An 18,804-nucleotide genomic window follows, 5' to 3' on the forward strand; every position below is an offset into this window, starting at 1 on the left:
ACTCTCCGATATACTCGGGGCGGTTCAGCCATAAAAAAACTGAGCACATGGCTCAGTTTTTATTTTATACTACCTATCGAATGCTTATTTTAATGGCACACCAATACGGTCAGCCACTTCTTCATAAGCTTCAATCACATCACCTAATGACTGACGGAAACGGTCTTTATCCAGCTTTTTCTTGGTATTCTTATCCCAGATACGGCAGCCATCTGGTGAGAACTCGTCACCCAATACGATACGGTCGTGGAATACGCCAAACTCTAGTTTAAAATCCACTAAGATCAAATCACCCGCATCAAACAATGCTTTGAGTACATCGTTGACTTGATAGGTCAGCTCTTCCATCTTAGCCAATTGTTCTTTGGTTGCCCAGCCAAGAGATACAGAAAGTGACTCATTGACCATCGGATCACCTAGCGCATCATCTTTATAAAAAAGCTCATACGTTGGCGGCGTCAATGCCTGCCCTTCTTCTAAGCCCAAACGACGTACCAAACTACCAGCGGCAAAGTTACGCACCACGCACTCTACAGGAATCATATCCAAGCGCTTGACCAATACTTCGTCGTCAGACAATTGCTTTTCAAAATGCGTCTCGATACCAGCATCAGACAATTTTTGCATGATAAAAGCATTAAAGCGGTTATTCACCACGCCTTTACGCGCCAATTGTTCGATACGCTTACCATCGAGCGCTGAGGTATCATCACGGAAGTGTAAAATCAGAAGATCATTGTCTTCTGTTTCATAGACAGATTTGGCCTTGCCTTTATACAGCAGTTGTTGCTTTTGCATTATGGGGGTTCCTGTTCGTTCAAGCTTATGTGGTAAAAACGCGCAGCGACCGCTGACTCTTATTACAATATCGATATTATTTTAATCAATAATCATAAAAATCGGCGGTACAAATGAAGAAAGAAATTAGTTTGAAGGGCTACTAACAGCACGCTGAGGCTTTGGCAACTGATACTGATTACCTGACTCATTTTGTAGTTGGAGCGTGTTCGCGCCCACATTAGGGGTTGGGTACAAAGGCACGAAAGGCGCTGTTTCTTGAGCAGCCGGCAGCTCTATCGGTGCAAGCTTTTTGCTTTGTTGATAGTCTAAGCTGCCATTGTCGCGCTTTCCAAGCAGGCTCTTGGTCGCTTGGCAGCCGCTCAATACCAACGTACTACCCAAAACTAAGGTCAGCATTGCAGGAAGTAGTTTTGTCGTTTTTGATGATACTGTCATCATGTTGTCTCTCTGAGTTAGCAGTTATTGCTCATTTAGGCGGTTGGCTTATCATGATAAGTTGACTTGTTGCTCTCTTGAATATTAATCGTCAAGCAACAAGTCTTAAATCGCTGAAGATCAGGTTATAGTATGTTTGCTCGAACCAACGCTTCATCAATAGTCGCATGATGTTGCTCTGCCAACCAAACGAGTGGTAAGCGTATCCCTTTATCGATCATGCCCATTTTATGTAGCGCATACTTAGCAGGAATAGGACTTGACTCGATGAATAAGTCACGATGTAGATGTTTGACTACGTCATGAATCTGACTAGCCGTTTCAAAATCACCACGCAAGCCAGCAGCGAAAGTCTCGCTCATGGCTTTTGGCGCCACGTTGGCAGTCACTGAGATATTGCCTTTACCACCTACTTTTAGTAGATCAAGCGCTGTGCCATCATCACCAGACAATACGACCATTCTGTCACCAACAGCTTTAATCAATTGCTCACCGCGACCAACAGAGCCTGTCGCATCTTTGATAGCAACGATATTGTCGATATCAGCAAGACGTTCGACCGTGTCTTGGGCAATATCGACGACCGTGCGACCCGGTACATTATAGAGCATCTGAGGAATATTGACGGCTTTAGCAATGGCTTGATAATGCTGAAACAAGCCTTCTTGTGGCGGCTTATTGTAATAAGGAGCAACCAACAACGCACAATCTGCACCAGCATCTGCTGCGTCTTGAGTCAGTTTAATCGCTTCCATAGTGTTGTTCGCACCAGTACCTGCGATGACTGGTACGCGACCTTTAACATGCTGGACAAAATAGCGAATGACATCGCTATGCTCTTGCATCGATAGGGTTGCCGACTCGCCAGTGGTGCCGACAGCAACGAGGCAATGCGTGCCCTGCTCGATCTGCCAGTCTATGAGGTCAGCCAGACGTTTATAATCAACTGTACCGTCAGGGTGCATGGGCGTTACCAAGGCTACCATTGAGCCTTGTAATCGGGTTTTGATCTCGTCGTATGCTGTGCTCATAACCGTGCCTTACTGTATTATCCTAGCTTTTATCAAAGCTGTCACATGATAGGTCGTTTGCAAGTGCCAAAAATTTATATACGTTGATAAACGCTAATGGCCAACCCTTGCTTGATGTTAATGCTGAAATTTTATTTATTATCATAACATTTACATTATAAATTACTGCGTATTAAAGTGAGTATTGGCATTATCGATGCCAGTGACCACAAATACCTGTTGCGCCATATAATATAATAGTAAAAACGCCTGCTAGTGTAGCATATTTTGATTTGACCGCTATCAATCAATTGATGCTGCAATCATAAATCAAAGGTCAAAAAGAGGCTTTTGTATTACCAAAAACCATAAATATAAGCTCAGAGCTTTATCAATAAATAAACGCTGAACTTAATAGCTAGTTTAGCGTAATGAATCAGCACTGATAAGTCTTTTGATTAATGTTAACGAATCGTCAACACATCGATGGTGGGACGATATAAGCGAAAAGGCAGGCCTCGCGTGCCTATACCGCTGCTGATGAATATTTAAATACATTATTTGCAGACTGATGCAATATCCGTTTGCGTATCTCTTATAGCGAGCGGTATTTATGATGAGCAATTATACTTTTCGGTGTTTTTCGGTATGCTGCTGTCCAAATCACTTCCTTATGGTTTTATCTATTCAATACGCAGACCAATAATAGCAGGGATGCCTTGGCGGATGACCTCTATGGTCACAACGCCTTTTTTGGGTAGGGATGAGATGGCGTCAGAAAAATCCGTTACTTTCTTAATAGGCTTTTGGTGAAAATTGGTAATGACATCACCTGCTAAGATCCCCGAGCGCGCGGCTAACCCTGTCGGATCAACCGTGGTGACCAACACCCCCGTTTTATTGTCTGTAGCAATCTCTGCTTGTTCATCTTTGGTCAAATCGCGCAAACGTAGGCCCAGTTGGACATCATCACTTTGCTGATCCCCACTTTGGGCTCTGACATCATTAGGTGCATAAGCGAGTTTACCGCTAATGATCATCTGCTTACCATTGCGCTGAATCTGTGCGCGAAATGGATCGCTTGGCTTTGCTCGGTTGAGCAGATTCAATAAGTCGGATGCTCGCATGATTTGTACATTATTGTACTGCAAGATAATGTCACCAGGTTTTAGACCTGCTTTTTGTGCTGGCGAGTCTGGAGAAACGCGGGTCAGCAAAGCGCCTTGTGGTTTATCCAATTTATAAGCTTCGGCCAGATTACGGTCGATATCTTGGGGATAGATACCCAAATATGCGCGAGCGACTTCACCACTGGTCTTTAATTGTTCATAGATATCCATAGCAGCGTCAATCGGGATAGAGAACGATAGTCCCATGTAGCCGCCCGTCCCACTAAAGATACGCGAGTTGATACCAATCACTTCGCCGCGCTGATTAAATAGAGGGCCACCTGAGTTACCAGGGTTCAGCGCCACATCGGTTTGTATAAACGGCACACTGGTTTCGCGTGAGAAGCTGCGTGATTTGGCACTAACGATGCCAGCGGAGGCTGAATAATCAAAACCAAATGGTGAACCAATGGCTAGTACGGGCTCCCCTACTTTTAAGCTGTTTGAGTCGCCAATCGGTAGCGCGGGGAACTGAGTGCCTTCAACTTTTAGTACAGCCACATCTGAGCGCTCGTCGCTACCAATCAAGGTTGCATCAAGCTCGGTTCTATCATTAAGTGTGACGGTGATTTTGTCAGCGCCCTCGATGACGTGATGATTGGTCAGCATGTAGCCGTTAGATGTGACAAAAAAGCCCGTACCATAAGCATGCTCTATCGCTGGCGTGACTGCTCGATCAGGAATGCGCACCCGATCGCCAAAAAACTGCCGCAACACTTCAGCCGTTTGCGCCTTAGCAAGCTCAGCCTCACTCACTGTCTTGGTGACGTTGACGCGCGCCACTGCGGGTGTCACTTGTTGAACTAGGCCAGAGAAATCAGCCGTGGTTACAGCCGCATGTGCATTGCTCATTATGGTGACGTTAATACTAGCCACCATCGCCGTACTCACAGCGAGCGCCAGCGCACTGCGCTGTAACCAAAGTCGCATATCGACAGTGGTTCGTGATTTAAACATATTGATAGGCATATTGTCCTCCATATGAATGGTCATTATTATTGTTGGTAATTAGATGATGGTACTTGATAACGTCTTGCCTGACGCACATAACCCCAATCGTTATTGGTCAGCGTTCTTATATTTGCTTATATAGTGAATTCAGTATAAAAACGATACAGTGGGACTGGGATAAATTTTTCGCAGCCTCTGTCTGCGTAGGCACAGCACGCAAGGAAAATTTAGACCAGTTCCACCTTGATATATAATGTATCTGTTTTATTTAGGATTGACTATATCGTTATACTCATATTACACGATGGTATTCGTGCTATGCATCGATTTCATATATGTTTTATCGCTAGGCTGATATAGTAACGATCATGTCAGCCCCGTTTTTATATTTATTTTAATCAAAACCAGGGTTGTTGGCTTTAGTAAACATAAACCTTCAGCGCCAATATACGGTCTCTGATTGACGTCATATTATTGTTGTTTTGGCGGCGTGCATGACCAACGTAGCTACTGTATGATGGACAAAACGTTATCTTGCCATTATTTCCATAATGCAGGATAACCCAAGGCATGGTTATTTCATACTGACTTTATACAATTTTGTGGCTGCGCGCTGATATCGTGGCAGGCTCTATATACATATATATGAATCAAATCATGTTATGATAGCAAGCAAAACAAATCATAAAACAAACAAAAGTCAATTAGTAAAAATGCTATCGACTACTCGTTTATCAAGCTGGCTATCATCATCCCTGTTTTCCATCTTTTGCACTTTTAGACCACTGTTATTTGTCTAAGAATGCTTTTGCTCTTGCTACTTTATAGTGTATATATCATCTCAAGCTCATGTTGCGATTCATGATGGCTATCAGTGTGATGACCCAGATACAATCAGTAATGATAACAATTGATCATAAACGAATGGTAGCGACTATCTTATAGCAGCTATGGATAGATATAAAATATGACAAGATTACAAAAGGATTAATTTATGGATACCGCCCTATTGCTATCCGGCGTGGTTGGGATTGGCATTGCCGCCCAATGGCTGGCTTGGTATTTGAAGCAACCGTCCATTTTATTTTTATTGCTCATTGGCATTATCATCGGACCAGTCCTAGGGGTGTTTGACCCTGATTTGGTATTAGGTGAGCTGATGTTCCCCTTTATCTCTTTGGGCGTGGCAATTATTCTATTTGAGGGCTCGCTAACGCTAGAGTTTGATGAGATCAAGCAGCATGGTACTGTCGTGCAAATGCTGGTCTCGGTTGGTGTACTCATCACCATCGCTATCGTGGCGCTATCGACTTATTTGCTATTCGATGTCGATCCATTGATTGCATTGCTGTTTGGTGCGCTGGTCTGTGTGACCGGTCCGACGGTCATTATGCCGCTGCTGCGTAGCGTGCGCCCCAATAAAACCATCTCTAATATCCTCAAATGGGAAGGTATTATCATTGATCCAATCGGTGCAATCGCCGTGGTATTGGTCTATGAATATATCATCTCAGGCGGTGAAGCCAGTAGTATCTTACTATTTGCCAAAATTGTCGTATTGGCAACCGCCCTTGGTATGGCAGGCGCTTGGTTGCTGGCGTTCCTCATGCGTCGTCATATGGTTCCTGAGTTTTTGCGCAATGTTTTTACCCTGGCATTTGTGCTGGTACTATTTTCGGTATCGAATCACTTGGAGCATGAATCAGGATTATTGACTGTGACCGTACTGGGCGTAGCTTTGGCAAACTGGCCAAAATTCCCACGCGAGACGATTTTGGAGTTCAATGAGTCTTTAACCGTTCTGCTGATCTCTGTGCTATTTATTATTTTGGCCGCTCGTGTAGAGCTGGCAAGTTTGTTAAGCGTAGGTTTTGCAGGTCTGGTGCTCCTTGCTATTGTCATGTTTGTGGCGCGTCCATTATCGGTATGGGCGTCCTCTATCGGCTCCAACCTAAAAACCAATGAAAAGCTCATGATCAGCTGGATTGGCCCTCGCGGTATCGTCGCTGCTGCCATCTCCTCCCTGTTTGCGATTCGTTTGCAAGAGTATGATATTCAGGGTGTTGAGCTGCTTGTACCATTGGTATTTATGGTCATCATTGGCACGGTGATGATTCAGGGTCTGGGCGCAAAGGTGGTCGGCAACTTGCTGGGCGTACGTGAGCCTGAGACCAACGGTATTCTTATCGTCGGCTCAAACCCGATTGCACTACTCATCGCTACCTCTCTGAAAGAGCAAGGCTTCGACGTCATCGTCGCCCATAATAACTATACCAATATTGCGCGCGCACGCATGAGCGGACTGCGTACTTACTTTGGCAACCCCATCTCTGATCACGCTGATCACCATCTTGATCTGATTGGTATTGGGCGTTTGTTTGCCATGAGTATGGACAAAGAGATGAATACCTTGTCTGAGATTCATTATCGTCATGAATTTGGCGAGCGTAAGCTATACCGTCTCAAGTTCAGTGATGAAAAAGTCAAAAGTGAGCGCGACGACAAGCAGTCCAATTTTCACTCACAGTGGCTGTTTGGCAAAGATGTGACGTATACCAAGCTTGCTAGTATGCTGTCCAAAAAAGCGCGCATCAAAATCACCAACATCACTGACAGCTATAGCTTTGAGCAGTATAAAGCGGATAACAAGCAGTTTGTGCCGCTATATACCATAGACAAAGAAGGCAAGCTGCACGTCATTACTGATAAGTTCGACGGTACGGTGCCGCGTGATCGTAAGCTTATCTCACTGGTCGTGGATGATGAAGTACAGCCAAAACCAGTGGACGTGACACCAAAGCAAGAACAAGCGCGTATGGTCGCCGATGCTAACTTTGAATCGAGCTCAAAAGCGCCTGAAAAGCGTAAAGAAAAAGAGCTGGGCGGCGATAACCTACAAAAACCAGCGCCAGAAACGCTAACTAATACGGCTCAAAATACTGAGCAAAGCGTCGCCAGTGCCCCTAATGCGAACAGCGCTATAGATAAGTCCAATACTGCGACAGTCGCGGCCGATGATAAGGCAGCAGCACCAAAAACAGAGGCTACCAACACAGCGAACACAGGTGTGATGTCAGCAAACTCGACCGCGACCTCGAAAACAAAAGCGCCTAGTAATAGTAATACCAACGGTAATGGTAACGCGCCTAAAAACAAAAAAGGAGCGCTTGATCCCAATCGTCTTCCTGACTCTGGTCAAGACAGTGCTACTCATTCGACTGCCAAAACTGACACTGACGCTTCTATCGCAGTTGAGAAAGAAGCCGAGCAGAGTGAGCTGAATGACAAAAATAGTGACAAATAAACTCTATCGTTATTTACCCGCTAACATCATAATTGGTTAAATAACGAGCTGTCATTGAAAAAGCTCCAGCGACATGCTGGGGCTTTTTACCTTTATCATATCCGCTTGATTATTAAATCTACTTACAAGATAAAAATGATCACTCAAATATGATTATTCAACATCAAATCTGTCTACGACTGCCTGCCATATCCGCGCGCTCACCTCATCAGTACTCCCTGACGCATCGATACGCTGGATACGTTCAGGATGCGAGCTTGCAAGTTGACTAAAACCGGTATGTACCCAAGTAAAAAACGCCATTGCTTGCTGCTCAAAGCGATCTGCTGCGCTGCGCTTATTGGCGCGTGCCATGCCCTCTGCTACTGGCAAATCAAGCCATAAAGTCAGCTCAGGTAATTGGGTCACAAACTGCTCGATCAGCGTCTCAATTTTGGTCAGCATCACTTGATCGCCATGTCCGCGTCCAAACCCTTGATACGCAATAGTAGAGTCCGTAAACCTGTCACAAACGACCCATGTGCCACGTTGTAGCGCAGGCAGGATGACTTGCTGCATATGATCACAGCGTGCTGCAAATAATAATAAAAGCTCTGTATCATCCTCAATTTCAGTCGCAGGATCTAGCAATATATCGCGCAGTCGCTCAGCAAACGGACTACCACCCGGCTCGCGAGTACGAAGGTAGTGAATACCATTTTTCTCTAGTTGCAAGCAGAGCTGCTCAATCGCCGTGGTTTTCCCGACGCCTTCCGTTCCTTCAAAACTAATAAACCGCCCTACAATAGGTGCGGTCGTCGTTTGTGAAGCATTTGATTCCGGTAGCGTGGACGATGCTGTACTCGTTTGTACGGATGGCGCGTTGGTCTGTATAGATACTGACATGATATGACCTTATGTCATTGATGAGCGCTATCGTTAGATTATAGCGCTTAATAAACGATAAGTTTTATAAGAGATAAAGAAGTGCTTTATTGCGGCGGTGTTTGAGATTTTTTCTCACGCATGACGCTCAGATAGTCTTTTACCGCTTGGTTGTGCTCAGCCAAGCTATTGGTAAATTTATGTCCGCCGTTACCTGTTGCCACAAAATATAACGCGTCGCTATCGGCAGGATGCAAGGTGGCTTCGATAGATGCAGCAGATGGCAGCGCGATTGGCGTTGGCGGTAAGCCATCAATCTGATAGGTATTATAAGACGTTTTTTCATCGATGTCTTTGCGGCGGATATTACCATCATAACGGCTACCCATACCATAAATGATGGTCGGATCGGTCTGCATACGCATATTTTTAATTAAGCGATTTCTAAACACGGCAGAGACTAGCGGACGCTCTTCTGGTACGCTGGTTTCTTTTTCGATGATAGATGCCATTACTAATGCTTCGTAAGGGCTATTATAAGGTAGGTCAGGCGCGCGATTTTCCCACGCATCAGTCAGCGCTTTTTGCTGGCGTTTATATAGGTCCGTGAGCACTTTTTTATCGCTCGTTCCTTCACCATAATAATAGGTATCGGGCGCAAACCAACCTTCAAGATTATGATTGACGATAGGATCACTACTATTAGTCACACTATCTGGCAATATACCAGCCAAATCTAACGCTTGTGCAATGCTGGCATTATCACTGCCGGCGGTCAGCACTTCTTTTTCGATATTGTCATTATCACGCAGCGCTTGGTACAAATCTTTTGAGGTTTTGCCTTCGATAATTTGCACCTTTACCATAGCTGCTTTTGCGCCCTGCTCTAATATTTGCAATGCCTCAGCGATGGTTGGGTTCTCAGGTAATTGATAGATACCTGCATGCAAAGGCGCATCAACTTGCGACTTGATATATAGCTTGGCTACGCTGGCCGAGAACAGCGGAATCTGATTTTGCCACTGCGGCAATAGGCCATAATACGTCTGACCTTGCTCAATCGTGACCATTTGCTGTGGCTGTTCGATACGACCAAATAAGGTCTGATATACCATAACTAAGAAAAATGCAGCAATGAGCCCTAGCACTAGCAATACTTGATAACCGCGCTGCATAAAAAATGAGGGATTGTTGACTTTATATTGACGCGGTTTGCTGTTGCCACTGATCAGTGAGACATTGGTCGCTGGTGTGTCTTGCACCCTATCTACCACTGGTTGCGCGTCCGGTAGCGTGGTGTCTACACGCTCCTCGACTGTGCCATCTTGCTTATTCGATGGCGACTCATTGGGACGTTCAGGTGGTGTATTGGGTGTGGGCTTGCTCATGGCAACTCGCGAGGCAGATGTTTGCTAGAATTTAGCACTGAACCGTACGATTTTCAATGGTATTTGCTTAGCTTATGCATTAACTTGGTCTATACACTGATTTATATGGCTCAACATTCCCACCTTTTACTGGTATTTTTATCACTGTCCATCGATGCTGACACTCTATTATGAATCTATATTTTGACCAAAGACTCGCCAAAAACTATCACTCTAAATCACAGATTATTCGCGTTCTCAGTGAAACATGGGTAACAGAAAATGGTTACTGTCCTAATTGTAGCGAGCAGCCTTTGACTGAATTTGCTAACGGTCAACCTGTCGCTGATTTTTACTGCGCGCATTGTAATGAGCAATATGAGCTAAAAAGTAAAAAAGCCAAGTTAAGCAACATCGTTAATGACGGCGCTTATAAGACGATGGTTGAGCGTATCAATAGTAAGGACAATCCCAGTTTTTTCTTTTTGACCTACTCAAAAGCATACGCCGTTAATAACTTTCTAATTATTCCCAAGCAGTTTTTTACGCCCGATATTATTATGAAGCGCAAACCATTATCAGTGACTGCCAAACGCGCAGGTTGGGTGGGTTGCAATATTGACTTACGAAAAGTGCCAGAGTCAGGCAAAGTCTTTTTGGTCAAAGACCAAAAAATCATAGATAAAGAGTCGGTTACCCAGCAATTCCAAAAAACCTTATTTTTACGCACGCAATCTATAGAGTCGCGTGGCTGGACATTAGATGTTTGGCAATGTATCGATCGACTTGATGCTCACTTCTCTCTCAATCAAGTTTATGCTTCTGCTGATGAGTTACAGCTCAAATACCCTGAAAACAACCACGTAAAAGATAAAATTCGCCAGCAATTACAAGTATTACGAGATAAAGGCATTATTGAATTTGTCAGTCGTGGTCGTTATCGAAAGTTATACTAAGAACACTTATCATCCCATAATGGCAAACCTTTGGCAGCAACCAAACGACCGTAAAACTTGTGAGGAGGATAATCTAGCTCTAGCTCATCATTTACTTTGAAAAAGTGTTTCACATTGCCATCGAGACAGGTATAAGCTCGATTTTTTACCTGTTTATTCCAGCTCATTAACAACCCTAACGGAGTGCGAGAAGCTTTAGTAAAAGCTTGTCTTTCGGTTGTGATTGCACACATCACAATATCTTCATGAAACTGCTTATCTAAACCTTGTTCAATGACTTCTTGACGGGTATGCGCATACTTAAACACACTTCCAAACGCTGTGTATTTTTTATCTTTCTTAGAATAGACAATACTAAATGCTATCTGTGAGTAGCAAGGTAAGTGAATTACTTCATCAGGATTTTCTTTTGCTACACAGCAAACTTTATTAAATATCATAAATCTACGAACTTGTAGCGGAATTCGTTGATCTTTATATACCGAACGCATGCGATATTGTCCTTTTAAAAATTTCTATTGAAAAAGGATCATTGATCGATTTACTTTATGGCACAAGTCTGCGTAACAAAAGACGATCACTTCTTTTGAGGGCTTTTGCTAATCTAATTGGTATAAATGACTGAAGTGATATATGAGAGACTTTAATTATTGAGGATATTTATGATAAAGACAGGCGGTTCAAATACTTATCAAATAGAAGTAATCGAAACGATGAGTGCACTTATAGAAGTGGTTGCAGAAGATGGTGAAACTGCTCTACTAAAAGCGCGAGAAATGTATAGAAGCGAGGATATTATTTTAGAACCTGATGATATGCTTGATACTGAATTTATTATCTTTGGCGTAGAAGAGAATGAGTAGCTAGCTCAAACCAAAAGTAGCTCTCAGTACTTGTGAACATTAATGAATAAGCGTATAGATAATAGTAGAGCGCTTTCTCTTGACCAGTACATTCAATGATGGTTTGACAGTGAAAAACGGTAAAGTCCAGTCAGTCAATAAAGGTCAGTGGGACAAGCTTGTCAGTGACAATGATGCTTATGTATTTACCTACGAGTGGCTTTTTGCTGTACGAGAGAAAATGGCAGATAATGCGACATTATGGGTTAGTGGTACACATCACAATATTTTCACTCTGGGTCGTATTTTGCCGCAGCTTGGTTTTAAAATACTCAATGTTATAACTTGGGAAAAAACCAATCCACCGCCTAATTTTTCTTGTCAGTTTTTCACTCATTCTACAGAGTTCATTATTTGGGCGAGAAAACATCCTAAAGTGCCACATTATTTCGATTATGATTTGATGAAGCGACTCAATAACGATAAGCAAATGAAAGATGTGTGACGCTTGCCAGCAATTGCTAAATGGGAAAAATCTTGTGGTAAGCACCCTACGCAAAAACCTTTGGCATTATTGGCACAGATGATTTTAGCCTCTACTAAAAAAAATGCTTTGATACTTGACCCTTTCGCTGGATCTTCAACAACAGGTATCGCAGGTAATGTCTTAGAAAGACGTTTTATTGGTATTGAGCAGGAAACTGAATATCTACAACTCAGCCAAGCGCGCTATGAAGACCTACAACATGAAGGGAAAAAAGAGTTTTTTAAACAACATTTCTATCGTTTATTAAATAAAGAAAATAACAACTAAACGGATTTAAAATCTACAACATCACCTGACAATAGCGTCAAACTACTCATAGGCATGATGCCGCGCAGTGCATTGCAAAAGAATAACCGCGTCAACCTAGGCAAGTCTTCATCTGATAACGACCGTATCACCACTGGGTACTCTGTCGCGGACAAAGCATCAATAATCACCTGCCGCATCACACCAGCAACGCCCGATTGATCCATAGAAGGGGTGTACCATTGACCTGTTGTTAGATAGCTCTCATGATTGTTATCAACACCTTCGTGGCCACTAGAGTGCGTTTCAGATTCGCATAAAGGCTCATCTGCTAACTGATAGAACACATTGCTCATCGTACCTTCAACCCAGTGACCACTCATATCACGTAGCAGCCCTTCACTGAGGCTCTTTGTAACGTTAGCCGCTAATGGTTCAGCTTTTATACGCTGTAGCTCGCCACTGGCAAGGACATTATCTAGGCGGCTCAGGCTTTTGAGTCCTGCCAGCGATGGCGGCAGGCAGGCAATCTGTGAAGATAAACATATCGCTGAGGCATTCGGCTGCATGGGTACTAGATTGCCGTCAGGTAATGACAGTTGCACAGCCGTGGAGACTCTCATAACAGCCGGTTTTAGCCATATCTCACAAGCGCTTCCTGATTCACTTGGTACATAGCCATAACCGCGAATGTCTTGTGCGGCGCGAGTCACCACGAGCTTGAGCATACCCTGCTCTAGCTGCTGGGCATACATTTTTAATACTGCCAGTAGTTCCTCGCAGTCTATATCTAACTGCAAGGCGTCGGCATGGGAGATGAGCCGCTGATGATGGTAGTCTGCCCATAGGATGAGTCCGTCCATCACACCCATGGTCGTAAAAAACCCATCCGCATATGCTAGGCCGCGGTTGTCTGGCGACAGTGTCACCGCTTTGCTGGTTGCCGTATCGTCTTGTGGATATAGACATACCCAGCTGTTGGGCAGTGACCTCATGTCTATCATCGCTTAGCTATTGTCTGTTTGGGCAGCGGATTTATTGATGACTAGCATACAGCTATAAAACTCACATTTTGCCAGTTCTACTTTCTGTCCGCCAATGACTCTGTTTTTGATGATTTGGTTACTGAGCATCTCAGCGACCATTTTGCCACCCTCGTCACCCATCAGTCGGCGCGATAGTTGGTAGGCTTTTTTGGCATGGTCTTGGCTCAACTCTTTTTCTTTATCAGAATCGGTCGGATTGGCATAATACCAGCCAAGCTCAAGATATTTTTCGGAGTCGATAATATCTAGATAAGGCGCGTCCGTCTTCATAAAGCGATATTTGGTGGCAGGATTACTGGCATAGTCTAGGCTATTTTCATCCGTACTTATTACTTTACCAAATGCTGACTTGATACTATCTAACTCATCGGTGCCAAGGGGCTCGGCCTTGTCAGCGTTCCATGCCGAGACATCGTATTTTACTGGTGTACCTTGTTGGGCGGTCGCGCCATCTAGATCAGGATTATCTACCGCGCTGTTCTCTACAGGAGCCTCAGCCACAGCCTGCTCGCTGCTCTCAGCGTTTGTCTCTGGATTTTGAGCATCCTCTTTGGTGCTATCACAGCCGCCAAGCGTCACACTAACTGCCATTATCGTACCGACTAGAAGAGTCTGAAGGTTATGATTCCACATAGATAATTTACTCACACTTTTAGATTGATCTTAAAAGAATATTAACGAGCTGGCTCAGAAGCCACCGATAACAAAGGATTTTTTAATAAAGAATGTATGTAATAAAAGTTATAACCTAGCAGTCATTAGAGCATATTATATTAATTAACATATAATCCATAGTTTACCCAACTGCTCAGCGCTTGACTACCTTTTAGGTTACACATAACGTTCCCAGAGGGTACATATTTGTTAAATATATCACTCATCAAACTCTGCCCGATATAAGGCTTATGAAGTGAGCCATTGGTTTGTCAATCATCATTTTATCGCTTATGATAATTGACCATCAACGAGGCATGTTGACAATGCCTTGTCTCTTTTAGCCAATGGACCCTTTATGACCCAACACTTCATCGTTATTGGCAACCCGATTGCCCACAGCAAATCCCCTGAAATTCATGCGCAGTTTGCCTTACAGGCAGGTATTGATATTCGCTATCAGCGCCAGTATTGCCCTGACGATGCTGCCAGTTTTACAGCGGTCATTGAGGCGTTTTTTCATGGTGGCGGTATGGGTGCTAATGTGACCGTACCCTTTAAACAAGTCGCTTATGACTGCTGTGCGGCACGCGGCGGCTTGTCAGAGCATGCCAAAACAGCAGGCGCGGTCAATACCCTCATGATAAATGAGGCGCTACTACAACAAGGCGCGTCGATAAAAGAGGCCATATACGGCGATAATACAGACGGACAAGGACTCGTCAATCACATAACACGCTTAGGTTGGCCATTGGACGGTGCTCGCGTTGCCCTTATTGGCGCAGGCGGCGCGGCGCGCGGCGTCATACTACCGCTGATTCAAGCAGGTATTGGCTCACTGACTATTGCCAATCGCACCGTGAGTAAAGCGGTAGATTTGGTGAACGAGCTGAGCGCAGCAAGTTCGGTGATTGCAGCACAGCAGATTCAGACCTGTGCCACCAAGGATTTGAGCGGCACGTTTGATATGATTATCAATGCCACCTCTATTGGCTTATCAGGCGATAAACTGCCGCTGGATGATACTCTACACTGTCAATACGCTTATGACATGATGTATGGGCGCGACCTACCCTTTTTGCAGCATTTCGCGGCGCGTGATGCCCAAACGTCTGAAGGTTACGGCATGCTCATCGGACAAGCAGCCTTGAGCTTTGAGCGCTGGACTGGTCATAAAATCGACGTCGCAAAAGCGACAGCCGCCTTGAGTCAAAATACTTAATGGAACTCTTAATCAGCAGCATCAAACTGCTGCTTTTTATTCACTAAAGCGCAGCAGCAGCCAATCCTCCAAACGCCGCAGTGGCTCACGCAATTGTGTAGAGTGGATGGCCAAACCACCGCTCAGACCAATCACACAGCCAAGTGCCGTATCAATCATGCGCGTATGAATGACATCTCCTGCCACTGGTGGCACCGCCATCGTGCTGCCGTACTCCGCGATAAATATCGTCAAGGGTGTAATAAAAATCACCGCCAGCCCATAATGCCGGTCGACAAACGACTCAATCAATAACATCATTGATAATATAGCCACGGCGACACCCCATCTCGAGAGCCCCCAAGACAGCATCCAACTGGCAACCACCATACCAACCAACGTACCCAATATACGATGCAATTGCTTGATCCACATGGTTCGCAGCTGGATGCCTTGAATAATAATAAAGCAGCTCATTGCCACCCAATATGGATAAGGCATGTCTAATAAAACTGCTATTACCAACGCCAGACTGATGAAACTTACGACAATGAGGCTATCACTGATCATATCTGGCTCATAATGATAACTAGGCGCAGGGGCAATAGGACGTGTGGCGAGCAAAAACAGCGTATACAGTAGCGCGAGCAACATCGACGACCCACTACCCAGCAAGACCAGACCTATTGCTGAGAGTATTCGGTCTACAGGTATAGGAATGAACAGCGCAATGGCACCTGCCATCAATGTAAACAGCCCTGCTGGTGGTGGCTGCTTATAATAACGACCCAACATCACCACGCTAAGCGCAATGAGCATAAAGACAGGCAGCCTGAGTATAGGTAATTGCTGCGCCATCAAACCCAGCGCAAAACTGAGTATCATGGCAAATCCCCAAGCCATCACTGTTACCAATCGATAAGGTAACCCGCCCACCAATGGCAGGTTTAAAATAATCATTGACCCTAGCGACGCTTTGATTCCAGCAGATAAGTCACCAAAGTAAGCGCCCACAAATACTGGAAAGCTGATCGCAATCGCTGCAATAATAGGCATATGCCAGGGTCTTCGGCTACGATTGACGGTTAGTAAATGCCCAAGCTCACCATCAATGAGCCCCTTAATACGCGTGAATAACGTGGTCAACCAAGAGGTTTGTTTGTGTGATTTTGACTCGCTCATAGAGGGTCTGCCTTATTTATTATGTCTATTACTCTTCGGTCTTCTGCTTATCATCAATCATCTATAACAGATGATCTTTGAGCACATCCAGCACATATATCAGCCACTTCATAAAACTAAAATTGATTAATTAAAATAAAAGTCATGAATAATAGTTATGAATTGTATATTTATTGGTCTATAAGATTTATAATCATATCAACGCAATAATAGCTGACGCTCAACAAGGACATCCTAAAGCCCTTCACAATGGACTCGCTGTTTATTACTAGCACTCATAACAACAGATATAGTATCTATCTCGATTAAAATAATGACACATCGCTGACATGACTTTTGACTCAAATACTGCGTCGTAAGTCCATGATAGCGAACCAACCAAAGAGAGCGATTATGTTAACTTACAAAGCACCTTTACGTGACATCAAATTTTTGATTAATGATGTATTTGATTACCAAACGCATTATAAAAGCCTAGACAATGGCGAAAACGCGGATCCTGAAACCATAGATATGATCCTACAGGGTATGGCAGATTTTGCTGAAAACGTCCTTGCTCCTATCTATCAATCAGGCGATGAAGAAGGCTGTCATTTTGAAAATGGCGAAGTCACCACACCAAAGGGCTTTAAAGAAGCTTATGACCAATTTGTAGAAGGCGGCTGGCAAGGTATCTCGTATCCTGAAGAATACGGCGGAATGAACTTACCGACGTCAATCACCCTAATCAAAGCTGAAATGATCGGTACTGCTAACTGGCCGTGGGCGATGTACTCTGGCCTCTCAACTGGTTGTATCAATACGCTACTGCAATACGGTACGGATGAGCAAAAAGCCCTTTATTTACCGAAATTGGTCGAAGGAACGTGGGCAGGTACGATGTGTTTGACCGAGCCTCAATGTGGTACCGACTTGGGTCAGGTAAAGTCAAAAGCCATCCCGCAGGATGATGGTACCTACAAAATCAGTGGCACCAAAATCTTCATCTCAAGTGGTGAGCATGATCTAACGGACAATATCATTCATATTGTTTTAGCACGCCTACCAAATGCACCAGAAGGCACACGCGGTATCTCGCTATTTATCGTACCAAAATTCACGCCGAATGCTGAAGGCGAGTCTGGCGAGCGCAATGCAGTCGTCTGTGGTTCAATTGAGCACAAAATGGGTATCAGCTCGTCTTCGACCTGTGTATTGAACTTTGATGGTGCTACTGGCTACCTAATTGGCGAACCGCACAAAGGCCTAAAAGCGATGTTCACCTTTATGAACACTGCTCGTATCGGTACTGGTATCCAAGGTCTGGCGCACACTGAGCTGTCTTTCCAAAATGCATTGCCCTATGCCAAAGAACGCCGCTCTATGCGTACGCTATCTGGTACCAAAGACCCTGAAAAAGTAGCTGATGCGATCATCCACCACGCTGACGTACGCCGTATGCTACTGACGCAAAAAGCCTTTGCTGAAGGCGGTCGCTCAATGATTTATCATTCAGCACGCTATGCGGACAAAATGGCACAGGGTATCGTGAATGGCGATGAAGAAGAGTTTGAAAAATGGGATGACAAGCTAGGTTTTTATACGCCAATCCTAAAAGGGTTCTTGACTGAGCTTGGTATCGAAGCGGCCAAACACGGTCAGCAAGTCTATGGCGGCCACGGCTATATCAAAGAATGGGGTATGGAGCTGATTGCTCGTGATGCTCGTATCGCGACCATGTACGAAGGTACGACTGGCGTACAGGCATTGGATCTATTAGGCCGTAAGGTTATCTTGCAATCTAAAGGTAAAATCATCCGTGACTATACCTCAAGCATCATGAAATGGTGCGGCGAGTATGCCCTTGATAAAGACATGCGTAAGTTTGTTTGGGCACTTACCAAGCTGTGCGCTGAGTGGAACACCTTGACAGTACGCTTGATGCTAATGGCTCGTAAAGACCGTGAAATCATCTCAGCCGCATCAGATGACTTCTTGATGTACTCAGGTTACGTCATGATGGGCTACCACTGGGCACGTATGGCAGCGGTCGCTTATGATAAGCTTGAAAATGGTGGCACAGAAGCACCAGAATTCTACAAAGCAAAAATTCAAACAGCCGAATTCTATTTTGACAAGCTGCTACCACGTACCTCTGGACATGCTGAATCCATGGTCGCACCAAGCAATAGCATGACAGAGATGGACATCGAAAACTTTGCTTTTCTAGACTAACACTGTATTCATAAT

The 18,804-nt window shown here is 44.4% G+C and carries 15 protein-coding genes and 1 pseudogene; 6 read left to right on the forward strand and 10 right to left on the reverse strand.

Going from position 1 to position 18,804, the window contains the following annotated elements; genetic code table 11:
* Positions 1-84 precede the first annotated feature (84 nt).
* From purC to AS194_RS07385, 4 genes are all read right to left on the reverse strand, one after another.
* Positions 85-798, reverse strand: a complete 714-nt coding sequence (gene purC / locus AS194_RS07370) for a phosphoribosylaminoimidazolesuccinocarboxamide synthase (RefSeq protein ID WP_057757995.1) — start codon at positions 796-798, stop codon at positions 85-87.
* A gap of 126 nt (positions 799-924) precedes the next feature.
* A complete protein-coding gene (locus AS194_RS07375) occupies positions 925-1,239 on the reverse strand; it encodes a hypothetical protein (RefSeq protein ID WP_227511603.1) in 315 nt (104 codons plus the stop codon).
* A 122-nt stretch (positions 1,240-1,361) separates the two neighbouring features.
* Entirely contained in the window at positions 1,362-2,267 is a 906-nt protein-coding gene (gene dapA, locus AS194_RS07380) for a 4-hydroxy-tetrahydrodipicolinate synthase (protein ID WP_058024869.1), read from the reverse strand.
* A 662-nt stretch (positions 2,268-2,929) separates the two neighbouring features.
* The gene (locus AS194_RS07385; protein WP_413771711.1) at positions 2,930-4,345 is read right to left on the reverse strand and encodes a Do family serine endopeptidase; all 1,416 of its coding nucleotides are present in this window, start codon (positions 4,343-4,345) and stop codon (positions 2,930-2,932) included.
* 1,015 nt (positions 4,346-5,360) lie between these two features.
* On the opposite strand from AS194_RS07385, the gene AS194_RS07390 reads away from it, so the two are divergent.
* Positions 5,361-7,670: a cation:proton antiporter gene (locus AS194_RS07390; protein WP_058024871.1), complete on the forward strand. Its 2,310-nt coding sequence runs from the start codon at positions 5,361-5,363 to the stop codon at positions 7,668-7,670.
* Positions 7,671-7,823: 153 nt separating this feature from the next.
* Here AS194_RS07390 and tmk read toward each other — a convergent pair whose 3' ends face one another.
* The gene (gene tmk / locus AS194_RS07395) at positions 7,824-8,456 is read right to left on the reverse strand and encodes a dTMP kinase (RefSeq protein ID WP_058024892.1); all 633 of its coding nucleotides are present in this window, start codon (positions 8,454-8,456) and stop codon (positions 7,824-7,826) included.
* Positions 8,457-8,641: 185 nt separating this feature from the next.
* On the reverse strand, positions 8,642-9,922 hold the full coding sequence (gene mltG / locus AS194_RS07400; protein ID WP_058024872.1) for an endolytic transglycosylase MltG: 1,281 nt from the start codon (positions 9,920-9,922) through the stop codon (positions 8,642-8,644).
* Positions 9,923-10,092: 170 nt separating this feature from the next.
* On the opposite strand from mltG, the gene AS194_RS07405 reads away from it, so the two are divergent.
* Positions 10,093-10,857: a DpnI domain-containing protein gene (locus AS194_RS07405; RefSeq protein WP_058024873.1), complete on the forward strand. Its 765-nt coding sequence runs from the start codon at positions 10,093-10,095 to the stop codon at positions 10,855-10,857.
* Here AS194_RS07405 and AS194_RS07410 read toward each other — a convergent pair.
* Positions 10,854-11,348 carry a hypothetical protein gene (locus AS194_RS07410; protein ID WP_058024874.1) on the reverse strand — a complete coding sequence of 165 codons (495 nt, stop codon included), beginning with the start codon at positions 11,346-11,348 and terminating at the stop codon, positions 10,854-10,856. The genes AS194_RS07405 and AS194_RS07410 overlap by 4 nt on opposite strands.
* A gap of 171 nt (positions 11,349-11,519) precedes the next feature.
* Here AS194_RS07410 and AS194_RS07415 point away from each other — a divergent pair, with 171 nt between their 5' ends.
* Together AS194_RS07415 and AS194_RS13500 are read left to right on the forward strand one after the other, a co-directional pair.
* Positions 11,520-11,720, forward strand: a complete 201-nt coding sequence (locus AS194_RS07415) for a DpnD/PcfM family protein (protein WP_058024875.1) — start codon at positions 11,520-11,522, stop codon at positions 11,718-11,720.
* A gap of 109 nt (positions 11,721-11,829) precedes the next feature.
* Positions 11,830-12,513: pseudogene (locus AS194_RS13500) on the forward strand (DNA-methyltransferase).
* Here the strand turns inward: AS194_RS13500 and AS194_RS07430 are convergent.
* Both AS194_RS07430 and AS194_RS07435 read right to left on the reverse strand, forming a co-directional pair.
* A complete protein-coding gene (locus AS194_RS07430; RefSeq protein ID WP_058024878.1) occupies positions 12,510-13,487 on the reverse strand; it encodes an aminotransferase class IV in 978 nt (325 codons plus the stop codon). The pseudogene AS194_RS13500 and the gene AS194_RS07430 sit on opposite strands and share 4 nt — an antisense overlap.
* Positions 13,488-13,499: 12 nt before the next feature.
* Positions 13,500-14,129, reverse strand: coding sequence for a hypothetical protein (locus AS194_RS07435; RefSeq protein WP_227511604.1), 630 nt, complete (start codon positions 14,127-14,129; stop codon positions 13,500-13,502).
* A gap of 421 nt (positions 14,130-14,550) precedes the next feature.
* On the opposite strand from AS194_RS07435, the gene aroE reads away from it, so the two are divergent.
* Entirely contained in the window at positions 14,551-15,414 is an 864-nt protein-coding gene (gene aroE, locus AS194_RS07440) for a shikimate dehydrogenase (protein ID WP_058024880.1), read from the forward strand.
* Positions 15,415-15,450: 36 nt separating this feature from the next.
* Here aroE and AS194_RS07445 read toward each other — a convergent pair whose 3' ends face one another.
* Complete coding sequence (locus AS194_RS07445; RefSeq protein WP_058024881.1) at positions 15,451-16,575, reverse strand: FUSC family protein; 1,125 nt, start codon at positions 16,573-16,575, stop codon at positions 15,451-15,453.
* Between the two features lie 393 nt (positions 16,576-16,968).
* On the opposite strand from AS194_RS07445, the gene AS194_RS07450 reads away from it, so the two are divergent.
* Positions 16,969-18,789 (forward strand): acyl-CoA dehydrogenase C-terminal domain-containing protein, encoded by a 1,821-nt coding sequence (locus AS194_RS07450; RefSeq protein WP_058024882.1) that lies wholly within the window; start codon positions 16,969-16,971, stop codon positions 18,787-18,789.
* The last annotated feature ends 15 nt before the right edge of the window (positions 18,790-18,804 follow it).

The organism is Psychrobacter piscatorii (assembly GCF_001444505.1).
GTDB lineage: Bacteria > Pseudomonadota > Gammaproteobacteria > Pseudomonadales > Moraxellaceae > Psychrobacter > Psychrobacter piscatorii_B.